Source organism: Algoriphagus sp. A40 (genome assembly GCF_002002735.1).
In the GTDB taxonomy this organism is placed as follows: Bacteria; Bacteroidota; Bacteroidia; order Cytophagales; family Cyclobacteriaceae; genus Algoriphagus.
Genome location: NZ_MUNY01000072.1, coordinates 232,560 through 250,126, shown reverse-complemented (window position 1 = coordinate 250,126; position 17,567 = coordinate 232,560). Strand labels below are relative to the sequence as shown.

General features: G+C 42.0%; 15 protein-coding genes. 13 read left to right on the top strand and 2 right to left on the bottom strand.

The genetic code is table 11. The annotated features are described in order from the left end of the window. Positions 1 to 24 precede the first annotated feature (24 nt). The 13 genes from B0E43_RS18585 to B0E43_RS18525 all read left to right on the top strand — a co-directional run bounded on the left by B0E43_RS18585 (position 25) and on the right by B0E43_RS18525 (position 16,452). Positions 25 to 786 (top strand): exodeoxyribonuclease III, encoded by a 762-nt coding sequence (locus B0E43_RS18585; protein ID WP_077352552.1) that lies wholly within the window; start codon positions 25 to 27, stop codon positions 784 to 786. Between the two features lie 40 nt (positions 787 to 826). Then, the gene (locus B0E43_RS18580) at positions 827 to 1,228 is read left to right on the top strand and encodes an ATP-binding protein (RefSeq protein ID WP_077352550.1); all 402 of its coding nucleotides are present in this window, start codon (positions 827 to 829) and stop codon (positions 1,226 to 1,228) included. A gap of 2 nt (positions 1,229 to 1,230) precedes the next feature. Beyond that, positions 1,231 to 1,656, top strand: coding sequence for an rRNA maturation RNase YbeY (ybeY, locus tag B0E43_RS18575; protein WP_077352548.1), 426 nt, complete (start codon positions 1,231 to 1,233; stop codon positions 1,654 to 1,656). 78 nt (positions 1,657 to 1,734) lie between these two features. After that, complete coding sequence (gene mnmG / locus B0E43_RS18570; RefSeq protein ID WP_077352546.1) at positions 1,735 to 3,600, top strand: tRNA uridine-5-carboxymethylaminomethyl(34) synthesis enzyme MnmG; 1,866 nt, start codon at positions 1,735 to 1,737, stop codon at positions 3,598 to 3,600. Between the two features lies 1 nt (position 3,601). Continuing rightward, positions 3,602 to 4,495 (top strand): class I SAM-dependent methyltransferase, encoded by an 894-nt coding sequence (locus B0E43_RS18565; RefSeq protein WP_077352544.1) that lies wholly within the window; start codon positions 3,602 to 3,604, stop codon positions 4,493 to 4,495. Further along, positions 4,492 to 6,180, top strand: coding sequence for an Ig-like domain-containing domain (locus tag B0E43_RS18560; RefSeq protein ID WP_077352542.1), 1,689 nt, complete (start codon positions 4,492 to 4,494; stop codon positions 6,178 to 6,180). The genes B0E43_RS18565 and B0E43_RS18560 overlap by 4 nt, the downstream gene beginning before the upstream one ends. Positions 6,181 to 6,625: 445 nt before the next feature. After that, positions 6,626 to 8,374 carry a long-chain fatty acid--CoA ligase gene (locus tag B0E43_RS18555; protein ID WP_077352889.1) on the top strand — a complete coding sequence of 583 codons (1,749 nt, stop codon included), beginning with the start codon at positions 6,626 to 6,628 and terminating at the stop codon, positions 8,372 to 8,374. A 345-nt stretch (positions 8,375 to 8,719) separates the two neighbouring features. Next, on the top strand, positions 8,720 to 9,181 hold the full coding sequence (locus B0E43_RS18550) for a MarR family winged helix-turn-helix transcriptional regulator (RefSeq protein WP_077352541.1): 462 nt from the start codon (positions 8,720 to 8,722) through the stop codon (positions 9,179 to 9,181). A gap of 44 nt (positions 9,182 to 9,225) precedes the next feature. Then, positions 9,226 to 11,631 (top strand): 3-hydroxyacyl-CoA dehydrogenase/enoyl-CoA hydratase family protein, encoded by a 2,406-nt coding sequence (locus B0E43_RS18545; RefSeq protein ID WP_077352539.1) that lies wholly within the window; start codon positions 9,226 to 9,228, stop codon positions 11,629 to 11,631. Positions 11,632 to 11,683: 52 nt separating this feature from the next. After that, a complete protein-coding gene (locus B0E43_RS18540) occupies positions 11,684 to 12,043 on the top strand; it encodes a four helix bundle protein (RefSeq protein ID WP_077352537.1) in 360 nt (119 codons plus the stop codon). 62 nt (positions 12,044 to 12,105) lie between these two features. Further along, positions 12,106 to 13,281 carry an acetyl-CoA C-acyltransferase gene (locus B0E43_RS18535; protein ID WP_077352535.1) on the top strand — a complete coding sequence of 392 codons (1,176 nt, stop codon included), beginning with the start codon at positions 12,106 to 12,108 and terminating at the stop codon, positions 13,279 to 13,281. 106 nt (positions 13,282 to 13,387) lie between these two features. After that, positions 13,388 to 15,181, top strand: coding sequence for an acyl-CoA dehydrogenase family protein (locus tag B0E43_RS18530; protein WP_077352533.1), 1,794 nt, complete (start codon positions 13,388 to 13,390; stop codon positions 15,179 to 15,181). Between the two features lie 134 nt (positions 15,182 to 15,315). Next, the gene (locus tag B0E43_RS18525; RefSeq protein WP_077352531.1) at positions 15,316 to 16,452 is read left to right on the top strand and encodes a BamA/TamA family outer membrane protein; all 1,137 of its coding nucleotides are present in this window, start codon (positions 15,316 to 15,318) and stop codon (positions 16,450 to 16,452) included. 48 nt (positions 16,453 to 16,500) lie between these two features. Here the strand turns inward: B0E43_RS18525 and B0E43_RS18520 are convergent, their stop codons facing one another. Both B0E43_RS18520 and B0E43_RS18515 read right to left on the bottom strand, forming a co-directional pair. After that, positions 16,501 to 16,995 (bottom strand): hypothetical protein, encoded by a 495-nt coding sequence (locus B0E43_RS18520; RefSeq protein ID WP_077352529.1) that lies wholly within the window; start codon positions 16,993 to 16,995, stop codon positions 16,501 to 16,503. 25 nt (positions 16,996 to 17,020) lie between these two features. Beyond that, positions 17,021 to 17,554 (bottom strand): glycine zipper family protein, encoded by a 534-nt coding sequence (locus B0E43_RS18515; protein ID WP_254423457.1) that lies wholly within the window; start codon positions 17,552 to 17,554, stop codon positions 17,021 to 17,023. Positions 17,555 to 17,567: the final 13 nt, after the last annotated feature.

The window sequence follows — 17,567 nt, the reverse complement described above, 5'->3', positions numbered from 1 at the left end:
CTTTAAAAATCCATTTATAATCATATGAAACTAATCTCTTACAACGTCAACGGAATCAGATCTGCTATGAGCAAGGGATTTGTAGATTGGCTAAAAGAAGAAAACCCCGATATTATTGGGTTACAGGAAATTAAGGCTCATGAAAAGGACATAGACCCGACTATTTTCCAAGATTTAGGATATAACCTCTATTGGTATCCTGCAGTAAAAAAGGGCTACAGCGGAGTTGCAATTTTCTCTAAAATCAAACCTAAATCCCTCAAATATGGAATGGGGTTGAATAAATACGATGACGAAGGAAGAATACTCCAGGCAGATTTTGATGGATTTTCATTCATCTCATCCTATTTTCCATCAGGCACAACTGGGGATGAGAGACAGGGATTTAAATATGAATTTCTTGACGATATCTTTGGTTATATGCAGGATCTTCGAAATGAAAATACCACCGTGATTCTGAGTGGCGATTATAATATTTGCCACAAACCTATTGATATCCATAACCCAGTTTCAAACAAAAACTCATCCGGTTTTTTGCCAGAAGAGCGGGCATGGATGGACAAGTTTACCGGGTCTGGGTTCATTGATACATTTCGACATTTCAACCCAAATCCGCATCAGTATACTTGGTGGAGCTTTAGAGCAAATTCAAGAGCGAAAAATCTTGGTTGGAGAATTGATTATCATATGGTAACCAATGAATTGCAAAACAGACTGAAAAGTGCTGTAATTTTGCCGGACGTAAAACACTCGGATCATTGTCCGATTGTATTAGAAATAGAATAAAAATAAATCAATTAGAACTGAATCCTAGAATATTTCCCAGATGAAGTCTATTAAAATTTCAATTCCATCTCTGATAGAGAACATTAAGATCATCGAAAGTTTTATCGATAACGCAAAAGAAAACTTTGAGATCAATGATGACATCTATGGGAATATTATGATTTCCGTGACAGAATGCATCAGCAATGCGATCATTCACGGAAATCAAAGCGATAAAAACAAATTGGTTCACCTGGAACTAAAAATGGAAGGTGACCAATTAAAGTTCATTATAGAGGACGAAGGGAAAGGATTTGATTTGCAGGAACTACAAGATCCCACAGCTCCTGAAAACATAGAAAAACCCGGAGGCAGAGGAATATTTCTGATTCGGCATCTAAGTGATGAAGTGAAATTTGAAGAGGGTGGAAAAAAGACGGTACTTTCCTTTTACATGGACTGAGTATGGCGATTAATTTCTTTTCAGAAGAAATCAAATTTGATCTAAAGCACAAGTTGCGGAGAAAAAACTGGTTAAAGAAGATCGCTCAATCTGAAAGCTTCAAGATCGGGGAACTGAATTACATCTTTTGTTCCGATGAGTATTTATACCAAATCAATGTTGACTATTTGGATCACCATACCTATACAGACATCATCACGTTTGACAATTCAGAAAAAGAGAATACGATTGAAGGGGATATTTTCATAAGTATTGACAGGATCAAAGACAATGCTTCAAAGCACCAACAAGAGGAAGAAGCCGAACTCAGCCGGGTTATTAGTCACGGGCTTTTCCATTTGATGGGATACAAAGACAAATCCAAAGAGCAGACTGAAGAAATGAGATCGCTCGAAGAATTTGCCATCAAACTTTACCAAAATATTTAACTGTTTCACGTGAAACAATTGGGGCAATTTCTGAATAAGCCAGAAACGTTTCACGTGAAACATCATAAACAAATCAACATGTTTCCAATTTACGATGTCATAGTAGTGGGAGCGGGGCATGCCGGCTGTGAAGCAGCTCATGCTGCGGCGACAATGGGGTCAAAAGTCCTTCTTTGTACTATGAACATGAATACCATTGCCCAAATGTCCTGCAATCCTGCAATGGGCGGAGTGGCAAAAGGACAAATAGTACGAGAAATAGATGCTCTTGGTGGAATGTCAGGAATAATCTCTGACAAATCAATGATTCAGTTCAGAATGCTCAACCGGTCAAAAGGGCCAGCAATGTGGTCTCCAAGAACTCAAAATGATCGTATGAGATTTGCAGAGGAATGGAGATTGGCTCTCGAGAGAACTCCATACGTTGATTTTTGGCAAGAGATGATTTCTGGACTTTTGGTAAAAGATGGTAGGGTATGCGGTGTTCGAACTGGTATTGGAATAGAGATTCCCTCAAAATCAGTGGTCTTAACAAATGGGACATTCTTAAACGGCGTAATCCATATAGGTGAAAAACATTTTGGCGGAGGAAGAACAGGAGAATCCGCCGCAAAAGGAATTACAGAACAATTGGTTTCTCTGGGTTTTGAATCAGGAAGGATGAAAACTGGAACTCCTCCAAGAGTCGATGGCCGAAGCCTCGATTATTCGAAAATGGAGGTCCAATATGGGGACGAAAATCCCGAGAAATTCTCCTATTTGGATTCAACCCAACCTTTAAAAAAACAAAGAAGCTGTTGGATCACTTATACAAACAAAGAAGTTCATCAATCGTTAGAAACCGGTTTTGATCGCTCGCCGATGTTTAACGGCCGAATTCAGGGCTTAGGGCCAAGGTATTGTCCAAGCATTGAGGACAAAATCAACCGATTTGCGGAAAGGGAAAGACATCAAATCTTCGTAGAACCGGAAGGATGGGATACGGTTGAAATCTATGTCAACGGTTTTTCGACTTCTCTTCCAGAAGATGTTCAATACAAAGCTTTAAGGCTGATCCCAGGGTTTGAAAATGCTAAAATGTTCCGCCCAGGTTATGCAATCGAATATGATTTTTTCCCACCAACCCAACTGAAATTATCGCTCGAAACCCATCTGATGGAGAACTTGTTTTTTGCAGGCCAAATCAACGGAACGACAGGCTATGAAGAAGCTGCTTCACAAGGATTAGTAGCCGGAATTAATGCGAGCCTTAAAGTCCAAGAAAAAGATCCATTCATTTTGAAAAGATCAGAGGCATATATTGGCGTGTTGGTAGATGATCTAATCACAAAAGGCACTGAGGAACCATATCGGATGTTTACCTCAAGAGCAGAATTCCGGCTATTGCTCCGACAGGACAATGCCGATATTCGACTAACACAATTGGGACATGAAATTGGCCTTGCATCTGATGTAAGGTTGGAAAAGATGATCGATAAAAAGTCTGGAACAGCCAAGCTAATAAATGACTTAAAACAGAAGAAACTAAGTCCAGAATCAATAAATGAAGGTCTGGAAACAATTGGAACATCGTCCATTCAGGAAAAAATAAGCGCTGAGAAACTACTGAAACGCCCACAGATTGGAATAAGAGAACTCATGGCTGTGGATGAGGATTTGAATCAGTATTTGAACAAATATTCAAAAGAAGTACTTGAACAAGCAGAAATCCAAATCAAATACGACAGCTACATTGACAAAGAGCAACAAATGGTAGAAAAGTTATCAAACATGGAAAACTACCGCATTCCAACACAATTTGATTATATATCCATCACTGCATTATCCAACGAGGGTAAACAAAAATTGAATAAAATCCGGCCAGAGACACTTGGCCAAGCTTCAAGAATCAGTGGGGTTTCACCGGCTGATTTATCTATCTTAACAGTTTATTTGGGAAGGTAAAATGCTAGAACGTCTTGGTAAATGCCCACTCTGCAAAAGTGGGCTTTTTCTTAACCACTCTGAGATCACGGATTTCGCTGTAAGCAATGAAACATTTATCCTTTGCAAATGCTCCAATTGCGAATTACTTTTTACTAATCCCAGACCAAATCAGGAAAAAATCGGTCCCTATTACAATTTTCCAGAATACTTCTCCCATGAAGACAAGGCTAAGAATCTAACCCAATGGATCTATCAAAAAGTCAGAAATTACAGCATTTCAAAGAAAGTAAAATCCATAGAACAACTAAAGAAAAAAGGCAGGTTGTTGGATTATGGCTGCGGTACAGGTGAGTTCCTAAATGCAGCAAAAAAAAGGGGTTGGAAAATCGCTGGAATTGAACCGAACGAAAAAGCAAGAAAGCAGGCCAATGGAAAACTCAACGACAAAGTCAAAGGATCAATCGATGAAATAAAGAATGAATACACATACGATGTGATCACATTATATCATGTCTTAGAACATATCCATGACCTACGGAAAACTGTCAAAAAATTATTAAACCATTTAAAATCAAATGGTTACTTAATTTTAGCAGTACCAAATCACGAAAGTTGGGATGGAAAAAATTACGGGAAATTTTGGGCGGGATGGGATGTCCCAAGACATCTTTACCATTTTAATCAAGCATCTATGGAAAAATTCAAAGAAGAATTTGACCTGGAATTGAAAGAAATTAAACCAATGAAATTCGATAGTTTTTACGTTTCTCTTTTGTCTGAAGGCTACTTGGATAAAAGTTCATCGAAGCTTTCCAACTATTGGAAAGCCCTAATGAAAGGTTTCAAGTCAAATAGCTCAGCCAAATCACCAGGTCAATTTTCAAGCAATATTTTCGTTTTCCAAAAGAAGTGAGCAAGACAAGATTACTGATTTACGGACTAACACTTTTGTTATTTGCTGCGTGTGCAAAGCAGAGTACTCCTACCGGCGGACCAAGGGATGAAGACCCTCCGGTACTTTTAGAATCAAATCCTACCACTCAAAGTCTAAACACCAAGCCAGAGGAGATCACTTTAACTTTTGACGAATACATTAAACTCGAAAATCCAACAAAGGGAATCGTAATTACCCCAAGAGTAAAAAAGGACGAAGTTGAATTTTCTGCCTTAAAAAACATAGTCACAATCAAACTTAACCAGGAGCTAGAAGACAGTACAACCTACGTAATCGATTTTCAGAAATCCGTAGTGGATATATCAGAAGAAAATCCCGCTGAAAATCTGAAATTGGTCTTTTCTACTGGAAATGCAATAGACAGCCTAAGTATATCAGGAAAGGTGAATTTTTATTTTCCACCATCAAAACCTGATTTTAAAGACGTTTTGGTGGGAATCTATCCTTTAGGCGACACCACAGACATTCTGACAGCACCGCCCTATTATCTCAGTCAGGTAGACACTACAGGGAGCTTTACCATAACTAATGTTAAGAACGGTCAATACCTAGCATATGCCTGGAAAGACAACAATGGAACTCTTAAAGCTGAATCAAAATCAGAAGATTACGACTTTATCATTGATACACTACTCCTCGAACAAAACATTGAAAATATCAGGTTCAATTTGTCAAAAGCGGACATAACTCCCATCAGAATTTTAAGAACAGCCTCTTTCGGACAAAATTTTGATATCGTTGTAAATCGGGGTCCAATGGAAACCAAGCTTAGTAACGAAGATTTGGGATCTGAATTCTTCTACAACTTTTCTGACAACAGAATAAGGATCTATCCAATCAGCCCCAAAACTGACAGTATTCCCTTTAACATAAGTCTGAAAGATTCGGTAGGATTCTCTATAGACTCTTTAATATGGGCCAAATTTCCACAATCTGAACGGAAACCTGATAAATTACTGGTCACCGCAAACTCAGGGAAAAACTTCTACCGAAACTTTGAAGCAGAGTTACAATTCAACAAACCGATAAAGTCAATAAACACTGATTCACTCTATATAGCATACGATACGGCATCTCGAATTAGCATCACTGAATCAATGATGTCCTTTCAGGATTCCTCAAAAAGAGATTTACTTAGAATCCGCTTAAGTATTCCTGATTCTCTTTCTCAGGAAATTATTACAGTGAAAGGAGCAGATTCTACCTTCACAGATATAGAAAATCAAGTCAATGAAACCCCACTGACCGCAAATTATCGAAAACTAAAGCGGGAAGGCCTTGCTGATGAAATCTCAGGCAACATTTTGGCAGGAAGACCTCCATATATAGTTCAGTTGCTAAACTCAAAAAACGAGCTAATCCGAGAGCAATTCTTGGAAAACACATCAACTTATTCATTCAAACTCGTCGAACCCGGAACATTCAAAATCAGAGTAATTGAAGATCTAAACGGTAACAAAAGCTGGGATCCATCCAACTTTACACAAAAACGATTGGCAGAAAGGGTTTTTTACTTCATTAATTCAGAGATGGAACCTGCACTAATTATCAGAAGCGGGTGGTCACTTCAAGACCAAAATATCACTGCTTCTGAGCCCACCGGAATACCCAAAGAACAAAAAAAACCTGTGGAAAACCCTTAAAACTATGTCGATAACTTCATCTCCAAAACGGGATAACTATTGACTTTTAAACATTATTAGGATCATTCACCAAAATCAAAATCATTCTGGGGAAAAGTACGACTTTGTCCACAACCCTATTGAAAGATGTCCACATCCATCTTAACCACACTTAACTCTGCAAACTAATCCCCAATAATTTCATTTTTTCTACAAACTACAGAAATCCACCACTTTAAAAGTTGACAATAGGTGGATAACTTGTCAGGATAGAGAAGGTTTATTGTTCCATATTGTGGCAAACTTTTTAAGCTTGGTTTATCAACAAATCCACACCCTTAATAACCTTAATAGTTTTATTTATTTAAATAAATTAATAAGGTTATTACGCTGTGAATTGTGTGGATAGCTTTTGTGAATCCATTTTGTAATGGGTAATATTAGAATAGATAAACCCAAAGGATTCATGAAACCAAGCCGGCTTTTTGATCTGATCCCTTATCAGATTGCTACCTATGACAAGAAAGTTGCTTTTGCCCAAAAAGTGAACGGAACTTGGAAGACATATTCTTCCATAGATTTAAAGCGGATCGTGGACAATCTTAGTCTAGGTTTATTGGCTTTGAAAATTTCATCGGGGGATAAAGTTGCCATTATTTCAGAAAATCGTCCCGAATGGAATTTTGTTGATTTTGCCCTTCAGCAAATCGGTGCGATTTCGGTGCCGATGTATCCTACCATCACTTCTGAAGATTACGCTTACATTTTTGATCACGCAGAGGTAAAAATGATTTTTGTGGGAGACCAGGCCATTTATTCCAAAGCTGCCGAAGTATCCGGAGATCGGAAGATCTTTTCATTTGATGAGCTGACTGGAGTGGAAAATTGGTCCATAGTGGCAGAAATGGGGGAATCAGGAGATCTCGCTAAGCTGGAGGATTGCAAAAGTCAGGTTAAAAATGAAGACCTTTTTACGATTATTTACACTTCTGGGACTACTGGAAAGCCAAAAGGCGTCATGTTGACCCATTCCAATATTCTTTCAAATGTACAGTCAGTTGTCGACAGGATGGTTCCTCCCCCAGGGGTTTCCAAAGTTCTCAGCTTCTTACCGCTTTGTCACATTTACGAACGCACCGGCTCTTTTTGCTTTCTTTACATGGGTTTTTCAGTTTACTATGCAGAAAGCATGGAGAAAATCGGGGAAAACATGAAAGAAGTCCAGCCTCATGTTTTCAATACGGTTCCACGGCTTTTGGAGAAAGTGTATGATAAAATCGTGGCAAAAGGATATGAATTGACTGGCACAAAGAAGAAGCTCTTTTTTTGGGCTTTGGATTTGGGACTCAAATATGATCCGTCCAAGGATTTGGGAGCTTGGTATAACTTTCAGCTTAAAATTGCCAATAAGCTTATTTTCTCCAAATGGAGAGAAGCCTTGGGAGGAAATGTGATGCAGATCAATTCCGGTGCTTCCGCACTTCAGCCAAGACTTGCCAGGGTTTTCTGGGCAGCGGGAATCAAAGTCTGTGAAGGATACGGTTTGACAGAGACTTCGCCGGTGGTTTCGGCATCAGTCGGAACGCACGATGGTATCCGAATCGGCTATGTGGGAAAAATCGTCAAAGACGTCCAAGTGAAAATCGCTCAGGATGGCGAGATTCTCGTCAAAGGACCCAATGTGATGCAAGGATACTACAAGCAACCTGAAATGACCGCAGAGGTACTTAAAAATGGCTGGTTCCATACAGGAGATATCGGGGAACTCGACGGGGAATACCTCAAGATCACGGATCGCAAAAAAGAGATGTTCAAAACTTCAGGCGGAAAGTACATTGCACCCCAGGTTATTGAGAATAAATTCAAGGAATCCTTGCTGATCGAGCAGCTGATGGTGATCGGAGAAGACAAAAATTATCCGGCAGCACTGATTGTTCCGAATTTTGATGGATTGCAGGAATATTGCAGGAGGAAAGATATCACCTACAGCACGGATTCCTCCATGATCCTGCAGCCCGAAATTGTTGAAAAATTCCAATCGGAAATCGATAGCCTAAACAAGAATTTTGCAAAATGGGAACAGATCAAGCGGTTCAAATTACTGGACAAGCCCTGGGGAATTGAGTCCGGGGAACTGACCCCAACCATGAAGTTGAAGCGGAAGGTCATTGCTCAAAAGTATTCCTCCGAAATTGAAGGAATTTACAAGCCATAACCCCTTGGCTTATTGAACTTTTAGATTTCCTGATAAAAAAATAATCTCAGAATTACTTTTTGACTTAATCTATTTCTAACCATTTTTATTTCGAATAGTTATGATTTGATATTTCAAAAAGAACTATTATTCTTTAAACGACCAGAAACGCAGTTTTAAATTTGTGATGCATGCATAACTTTTTTACAGATATAGTATGCATGCATACAAAATGTTTCTAAATTAGGTCTGCTCAAATTCAGCTTTTGATTCCAATGAAATCGAGCATGATCAAAAGTTACACAGGAGGCATGAACAGAGGCTTTGCGAGATTCCATCTGACCGCTTAAAAAAAATTGTAAACAGATGAAAAGAGAAGAGACCGTAGACTATCATATCAAAAGTGCCTGGCATGCCATTTCCCGAATGTACAATCAGCAAGCCGCTGAGGAGGGATTTACCACAGCCATCGGATTTGTCCTGATCAATATCCACTCCAAGGATGGAACTCCAGCGACCAAAATTGCTCCATTGATCGGTTTGGAAACCAGAAGCCTTACCCGCATGCTTAAAACCATGGAGGAAAAAGGCCTGATTTTCAAAAAAGCCGACCCTCTGGATAAGCGATCTGTTCGGATTTTTCTGACCGAGGAGGGAATTGAAAAAAAAGAAAGATCGATCAAAACCATTATGGAATTCAATGAACAAGTTCGTGAAGTTGTCAGTGAAAAAGAACTGAATACCTTTTTTGGGGTATTTGAGAAAATCCAGATGGTCATCGACCAGGTCAATGGCAACGAAGTCAACAAGCCCATATTTGAATTATAAACCAATAATCCGCTTGGCGGAAAGACTACCAAAAACCCAAAAAAATGAACAGAACCATTAAAAAAGTAGCCATTTTAGGTTCAGGTGTGATGGGATCGCGCATTGCCTGTCATTTTGCCAACATCGGCGTACAGGTACTTTTATTGGATATCGTTCCTTTTGAGCTCACTGAAGAGGAGCAGAAAAAAGGGATGACCAAGGAAAATCCTGCGGTCCGCAACAGGATTGTCAACACCGCCCTTCAAAACACTCTGAAATCCAACCCATCGGCCATTTACGACAAAGCCTTTGCAAACCGGATTACTACCGGAAATTTTGACGACGATTTGCCCAAAATCAAGGATTACGACTGGGTGATGGAAGTGGTCGTGGAGCGACTAGACATCAAGCAGTCGCTTTATGAAAAAGTCGAAAAATTCAGAAAACCCGGAACGCTGATCACATCAAATACCTCCGGAATTCCGATGCATCTCATGTGCGAAGGAAGAAGCGAAGACTTTCAGGCGAATTTCGCGGGGACACACTTTTTCAATCCTCCAAGGTACCTGAGATTACTGGAGATCATTCCAGGGCCAAAGACTAAACCGGAAATCATTGACTTCCTGATGGGATATGGGGATAAATTCCTTGGAAAAGAGACTGTTCTCTGTAAGGATACTCCGGCATTTATTGCCAACCGAATTGGCGTTTATGCCATCATTTCAGGAATGCATGCCATCGAAAAAATGGGTTTCAGCGTCTCTGAAGTGGACAAACTCACTGGGCCAATCATTGGTCGGGCCAAGTCGGCAACTTTCCGAACAATGGATGTGGTCGGTCTTGACACGACGGTGAATGTTGCGAATAACTTATTCAAAGCTCTTCCTCACGACGAATCGAGAGACAAATTCAAGCTCCCCAAAATTGTCGAGGTACTTTACAACAACAAATGGTTTGGTGACAAAACCGGTCAGGGTTATTTCAAAATGATCCGTCACAAGGATGGAACGAAAGAACTGAAGGAATTGGATCTGAAAACCTTTGAATACAAGGAAGTCGAAAAGCCGAAATTCAAAGCCTTGGAGGCTTCCAAAGAAATCGAAGATCTCAAAAAACGTATCAAGTTTTTAGTCAATTTTGAGGATCGTGCAGGGGAATTTTACCGTGCCTCATTCTATGACCTGTTCAAATATTGCTCCAACCGGATTCCTGAAATTTCTGACGAACTATATCGCATCGATCAGGCAGTTTCAGCCGGTTTCGGATGGGAATTGGGACCGTTTGAGACTTGGGATGTTTTAGGGGTAAAAGAAACACTGGCCAAAATGGAAGCAGCCGGAGAAATGGCCGCTCCTTGGGTTCATGAAATGCTGGCAGCGGGCAACGACACTTTCTACAAGGTAGATGGAGGTAAAAAGCTCTATTACGACATTCCGAGCAAATCCTACCTGGAAATCCCAGGAATACAGGATTTTATCATTCTGGATACGCTGAAATCTGCAGGCAAAAAAATCTGGGGAAATGTCGGTTCGACCGTTTATGACATGGGAGATGATGTCATCGGACTGGAATTTCACACCAAGATGAACTCTATGGGTTCAGAAGTCATCGAAGGCATCAATACAGCAATCGGGATGGCTGAAAAGTCCTACAAAGGACTTGTGATTGGGAATGAAGGGGCAAATTTCACCGCAGGAGCCAATCTCGCCATGCTTTTCATGTTTGCGGGAGATCAGGACTTTGACGAAGTGAATCTGATGATCGCCCAGTTTCAAAACACCATGATGCGGGCCAGATATTCTTCGATTCCTGTTGTGGTAGCCCCTCACAATATGGCTTTGGGTGGCGGATGTGAACTTTCGCTCCACTCCGATCATATTCAGGCCCATGCCGAATTGTACATGGGTTTGGTGGAAGTTGGAGTGGGCTTGATTCCAGCTGGTGGTGGTACCAAGGAAATGACACTTAGATTTTCCAATGGAATCATCAATGGTGACGTGGAGCTCAATCAGCTTCAGGAATACTTCATGAACATCGCCACAGCCAAGGTTTCTACCTCAGCTGAAGAAGCCAGGGGCCTGGGATATTTGAGAAAAAGTGATGGAATTTCCCTCAACAGGAAGCGACAATTTGCAGATGCAAAAGCAAAGGTTTTGTCACTGAATGAAGCAGGTTATACTCAGCCTGTTCAACAGTCGAATATCAAAGTGTTGGGAAAAAGTTCTTTGGCTTTGTTTGAGGCGGGAATTACCGGAATGCAGTACGGTGCTTACATCTCTGAGCACGACGCAAAAATAGCCCGAAAACTTGCCTGGGTAATGTCCGGAGGAGATTTGTCATCCCCGACAGAAGTAACTGAGCAGTATTTGCTCGATTTGGAGCGCGAAGCATTCTTAAGTTTAACGGGCGAGAAAAAGACACTGGAGCGGATTCACAGCATTTTGTTCAAAGGAAAACCGCTGAGGAATTAATAAAAGTAGCAAGTATCAAGACATAAGTATCAAGACTTAAAATCCGATAGATATGCACAACTTCAAAGAATTAAAAGTATGGCAAAAAGCTGTTGATTTGGCAGTAAAGATTTACACAATTACCAAATCGTTTCCCACAGAAGAAAAATTTGGTTTGGTTTCTCAAATGAGAAGAGCTGGCGTATCAGTTCCATCAAATATCGCAGAAGGTTGTGCTAAATCCTCTTCTAAATCCTTTGTAAATGCACTTGAAGTTAGTCTTGGAGAAAGTTTTGAACTGGAAACACAAATGATCATTTCAGAAAGGGTTGGAATTCTTGATCCCGTAATTGCGAAAGAAATGGAATCAGATCTTACAGAAGTTCAAAGAATGATCATGGGATTAAAAACCTCCCTTGAGTCCAAATCTTGATACTTGATACCAGATACTTGATACTCTAACCCAATAATCCAATTTCCAATAACTAACATCAAATGGAAGCATACATAATCAACGGATATAGATCAGCAGTAGGGAAATCAAAAAAGGGAGGCTTTAGGTTCTATCGACCAGATGACCTCGCCGCGGATGTGATTAAGCATCTGGTGGCAAATACCCCGGGCCTGGAAACCAAAATGGTGGATGACCTCATCGTGGGAAATGCCGTTCCTGAGGCGGAGCAAGGAATGCAGATGGGTCGGATGATCTCTCTTTTGGCCTTGGGAATCGACAATCCCGGATTCATCATCAACCGCTACTGCGGTTCCGGATTGGAGGCAATTGCTTTGGCAGTTGGAAAAATCAAAGCCGGAATGGCCGATTGCATCATTGCAGGAGGCACAGAATCCATGTCTTTGGTACCCATGATGGGCTATAAGACAGCACTCAATTATAAAATTGCTACTCAGCACCCCTCCTACTACATCAGTATGGGTTTGACCGCTGAGGAATTGGCAAAAGAATACAGCATTACCAGGGAAGATGCCGATGCATTTTCGGTCAGGTCGCACGAAAAGGCAATTGCAGCCATCAAAGCAGGAAAGTTTAAAGACGAAATCGTCCCTGTAGAAGTGGAAGAAACCTATCTGGACGAAAAAGGTAAAAAGAAGACTCGAAAATTCACTGTCGATACGGATGAAGGCCCAAGAGAAGGAACTACGTTGGAAGTGTTGGCTGCATTAAAACCCGCATTCAAAAACGGAGGCCAGGTTACTGCTGGAAATTCATCTCAAACCTCAGACGGAGCTGCTTTTGTGGTAGTGATGTCCGAGCGCCTGATGAAATCACTCAATCTGGATCCCATAGCAAGATTGATGTCCTATTCCGTTGCTGGTGTGGATCCTCGAATCATGGGAATCGGTCCGAGAGAGGCTGTGCCAAAAGCTTTGAAGCAAGCCGGCCTGACACTGGGAGACATCGATTTGGTCGAGCTGAATGAGGCTTTTGCAGCCCAAGGTTTAGCAGTGATGAAATCCCTGGACATGAATCCAGAAATCGTAAATGTCAACGGAGGAGCCGTCGCGTTGGGCCATCCACTCGGATGTACTGGAGGAAAACTTTCGGTACAAATACTCAATGAACTTCGCCGGCAAAACAAAAAGTATGGTCTGGTCACTGCCTGTGTAGGCGGGGGACAGGGAGTGGCCGGGGTGTATGAGTTGTTGAAATAATACTACTTCTGTGTTCGAAGTTCATCATTCAATATTCATTATTAAAAATATCGAATGACGAAGGTCGAATAAAGAATAATGAAGAAAACTAAATAACATAGAAATAATGGCAACACTTACTAAAGCAATCCAAGGAGGTGAATTCCTAATCCGGGAGACTCTGGCGCAGGATATTTTTATACCTGAGGAATTCAGCGAAGAGCAAAAAATGATGGCCCAGGCCTGTCAGGACTTTATCGACACAGAGATCACCCCAAATGTCGAGGCCATAGACAGCATGAAAAACCCGGATCTTGTTCCTTCTATCTTCAAAAAGGCAGGAGAACTTGGTTTGTTGGGAGTATCAGTTCCAGAGGAATACGGAGGGTTGGGTATGAGCTTTAACACTTCGATGCTTATCGCCGATATCATCGGTGCTGCAGGATCTTTTTCCACCACCTACGGTGCCCACACAGGGATCGGGACATTACCGATTTTGTATTACGGGACCGAAGAGCAAAAGCAAAAGTACCTTCCCAAATTGGCCACCGGAGAATGGGCTGCCTGCTACTGCCTCACCGAACCAGACGCGGGATCGGATGCGAATAGCGGAAAAACCAAAGCCACGCTTTCAGCCGATGGAAAACACTACCTCATCACCGGCCAGAAAATGTGGATTTCCAATGCTGGGTTTGCAGATCTTTTTATCGTTTTCGCCAAGATTGAAGAGGATAAAAACCTGACCGCATTCATCGTGGAAAAAACCTTCGGCGGCATCACGATGAATGAGGAAGAAAAAAAGATGGGAATCAAAGGTTCATCCACCCGCCAGGTGTTTTTCAATGATTGCCCTGTTCCGGTGGAAAACATGCTTTCCGAACGCCAAAACGGGTTTAAGATCGCCGTAAATATCCTGAATATCGGCAGAATTAAGCTGGGTGCGGGCGTTTTGGGCGGAGTGAGAACAGTCATTTCCCGTAGCATCGCCTATTCCACGGAGCGGAAACAATTTGGTGTCAGCATCAATACTTTTGGGGCGATTAAGTCCAAGCTTGCCGAAATGGCCATTCGCACTTACGTTTCAGAATCGCTTTGCTATCGTGCTGGTCAGGATATCGATGACAGAATCAATGCCCTGATTGCGGATGGAATGATGGATTCAGAAGCCAAACTCAAGGGTGTGGAAGCTTTTGCCATCGAATGTGCCATTGCCAAAATCCACGGGTCCGAAGTTTTGGACTATGTGGTGGATCAGGGAGTTCAGATCTATGGCGGAATGGGATATTCCGCCGAAGCTCCGATGGAGCGGGCTTATCGTGATGCACGGATTTCCAGGATTTACGAAGGAACCAATGAGATCAACCGGATGCTGATGGTCGGAATGCTCTTGAAGCGGGCGATGAAAGGCGAAGTGAATCTCTTTGAACCGGCAATGGCGGTTTCGGCAGAGCTGACCTCAGTGCCTTCTTTTGAGACAATCGATACTTCCGAGCTTTTTGCTGCAGAAAAGGAAGTCCTCAAAAAGCTGAAGAAAGTCTTTCTGATGGTAGGTGGAAAAGCTGCATTGGCACTTCAGGACAAAATCGAAGATGAACAGGAGGTAATGATGAACCTGGCCGATGTGATGACCGAAATCTATGCCGCTGAGTCAGCCATTCTCAGAACTGAGAAGCTGGTAAGTCTCAAAGGACAGGATGCCTGCATTCATCAGATTGCCATGTCCCAGGTTTATCTCTCTGAAGCTGTCGATAAAATCAACGCAGCAGCCAAGGAGGCGATCGCTTCGTTTACCAAAGGCGATGAGCAAAAAGTAATGCTGATGGGATTGAAACGATTCACTAAGGCTGATTTGGTCAATACCAAAGAGCTCAGAAGGCAAATTGCCGACTATATGATCGCCCAAGGGAAATACCCATTTTAAGCTGAAGCTAAAATGAGTACCTAAACCTCCGGTTTTGAAAACGCCGGAGGTTTTTTCTTTTTCTGTATAAAATCATTTGCTTGGATTCATTCCCTTCTATAGATTGAATCAGTTTTTAATTCCTGATTTTTCTGATGAGAAAAGCTATACTTCTCTTTTTTGTGATTTCACTTTCCTGCGAAATGGCATTTGCACAAAAGCAAAAAGTGTCTTTCAAGGACTCCCTGGATCAAAAGTTTGATTTGAGCGATTGGGTTTTGACAGCCAACGGTTTTATTCCAATTCCATCTTTTATCACTGAGCCGGCATTGGGTGGTTTTGGGGGAGCTCTTTTTGCAATTTTCGTCGATCCCAATACGCCTTATCGGGACAGTGTGGATGGTAAAGAAATCATTACCAGAGCCAAACCCAATATCTATGGGGCCGGTGGTGCAATGACTGTCAATGGAACTTGGGTCTTGGGGGCGGCGGCAGGAGGAGTGATAAAAAAGTGGAGATCAAATTATAGGATATTCACAGGCTATGCAGATGTCAATCTTGAGTTTTACAGGGAGGTTGAAAATGTGGGAGAAAAGCAATTTGAATTTAACATCCGAACTATTCCAATTTCAGGCCAATTGATCAAGCAATTTGGGAGAAGTGACTGGTATGCTGGGCTGAATTATTTGTTTTTGAAAACAGAACTTGGGCGGACCAATTCTGAGTTCCATGAACCCAAAGATGTGGAAAGTATCATCAGCCGTCCTGGAATTCTGGTGGAGTACGACAGCCGGGACAATATCTTTACCCCTGACAGAGGCTTTCGCTGGAACACACTTTTATCAAGTTCTGCAGAATGGCTGGGCAGTGATTATGCCTACAATTCGATCAATACAGCCGCTTATTGGTGGATTCCCATTTCCCATAATGTGATTTCCGGCTTTAGGGCCGAATTCCAAAATCTTTGGGGAGATGCGCCGTTTTTTATGCTTCCCTATATCAGCATGAGAGGAATTCCAGTCGCAAGATATCAGGGGAATACCATAGGATTAGGTGAGACTGAATGGCGTTGGGATTTCAATTCGCGATTCAGTGTGGTCGGATTTGGAGGAGCGGGAAAAGCTGTGCTGGACGGAGACTCTTGGGGGGATGCTTCCTGGAAAGTTTCGGGAGGCGCTGGTGGACGCTATTTGATCGCCCGAAAACTCAAACTTAGAATGGGAATTGATGTGGCAAGGGGCCCAGAACAATGGGCTTATTATTTCGTTTTTGGAACTTCTTGGGTAAGATAATTGCCCCCTTTTTCTGATTCCTTCCTTAAAAAATATGTCAGTTTCTGGCTACTCCTCAATAGGCCAAAATTCATAACCCAATTGTCTGAGGGCATCGGCTTCGTTGTAGAATGTCAAGCTTTTCACGATTTTTCCCTCATTCACCTGGTAGTTACTGTTGGCCCAGATGGTGATGGTCTGCTCATTTTGAAAGGTGATGTTTAGCTCCGACCAGGTTGCGATCCAATTTCCTTTTGAGTCTCCTTCAGGGATGGTGACAAAGGCATACTGAGCTTTGGTGTGTTCAATTTTCTTATAGATTTTTTCCGAGTTGAATTTCCAACTTTCTACCGCTTGGTTTTTATCAATCGAATCTCCGTAGGATGGCCCTAGCCCTAGGTAACTGTCGTCCAAGTATTCATTCATCGCATCAAAGTCCAAAGACTCTACAGCATTTACATAGTTTTTGACAACCGTAAGGTCTTCTGCTTTTGTGTCTTCGTTGGCTGGAGTACAGGAAAAAAGGATCAATCCCAATCCTGCAAGTAGTACGAGCTTTTTCATAGGTTTCTTTTCTTGTAGTTTGGGATTATTTGATGGTATAGCCTTTGCCTTCGATACAGACTGAAAAAGCCTTTTTGAAATCATCCATCATTTTTTGTTCCTGTGCTGCGACATTTGCTTCGGCTTGCTGGTTGGCCTGGGCTTGACCGGCTTTCCCGGCCCTTCTGCCCGATAGCCCTCCCACTACTGCTCCCACTGCGGCGCCCTCACCGGCATCACCAGTAATAGCACCGATCGCCGCACCGGCCGCCGCGCCTTTGGCAGCACCCCTTGCTCCCCCACCTGTTGGTCCAGACTGGACTGGGGCGGCTTCCACTTTAGGGAGGTTTAGGGGGTCTATGCCCGACTGTTCTGTGGCCCAATAGTAGCATTCCACCTCATCTTTTTTCTGTTGGGATTTGCTTTGGCCTTTGGATGGATAAATAAACAAATCCAAACCTTGGGAGATCTGGTTATAGGAAATTTTTGCTGTGTCGGGCATGGTGGGAATCTCCTGAGCAAAGGCCAAATGACCTATTCCGCCAAACAGGAAAAAAAGAAATATCTTAATGATTTTCATGATGTCCTTGGGT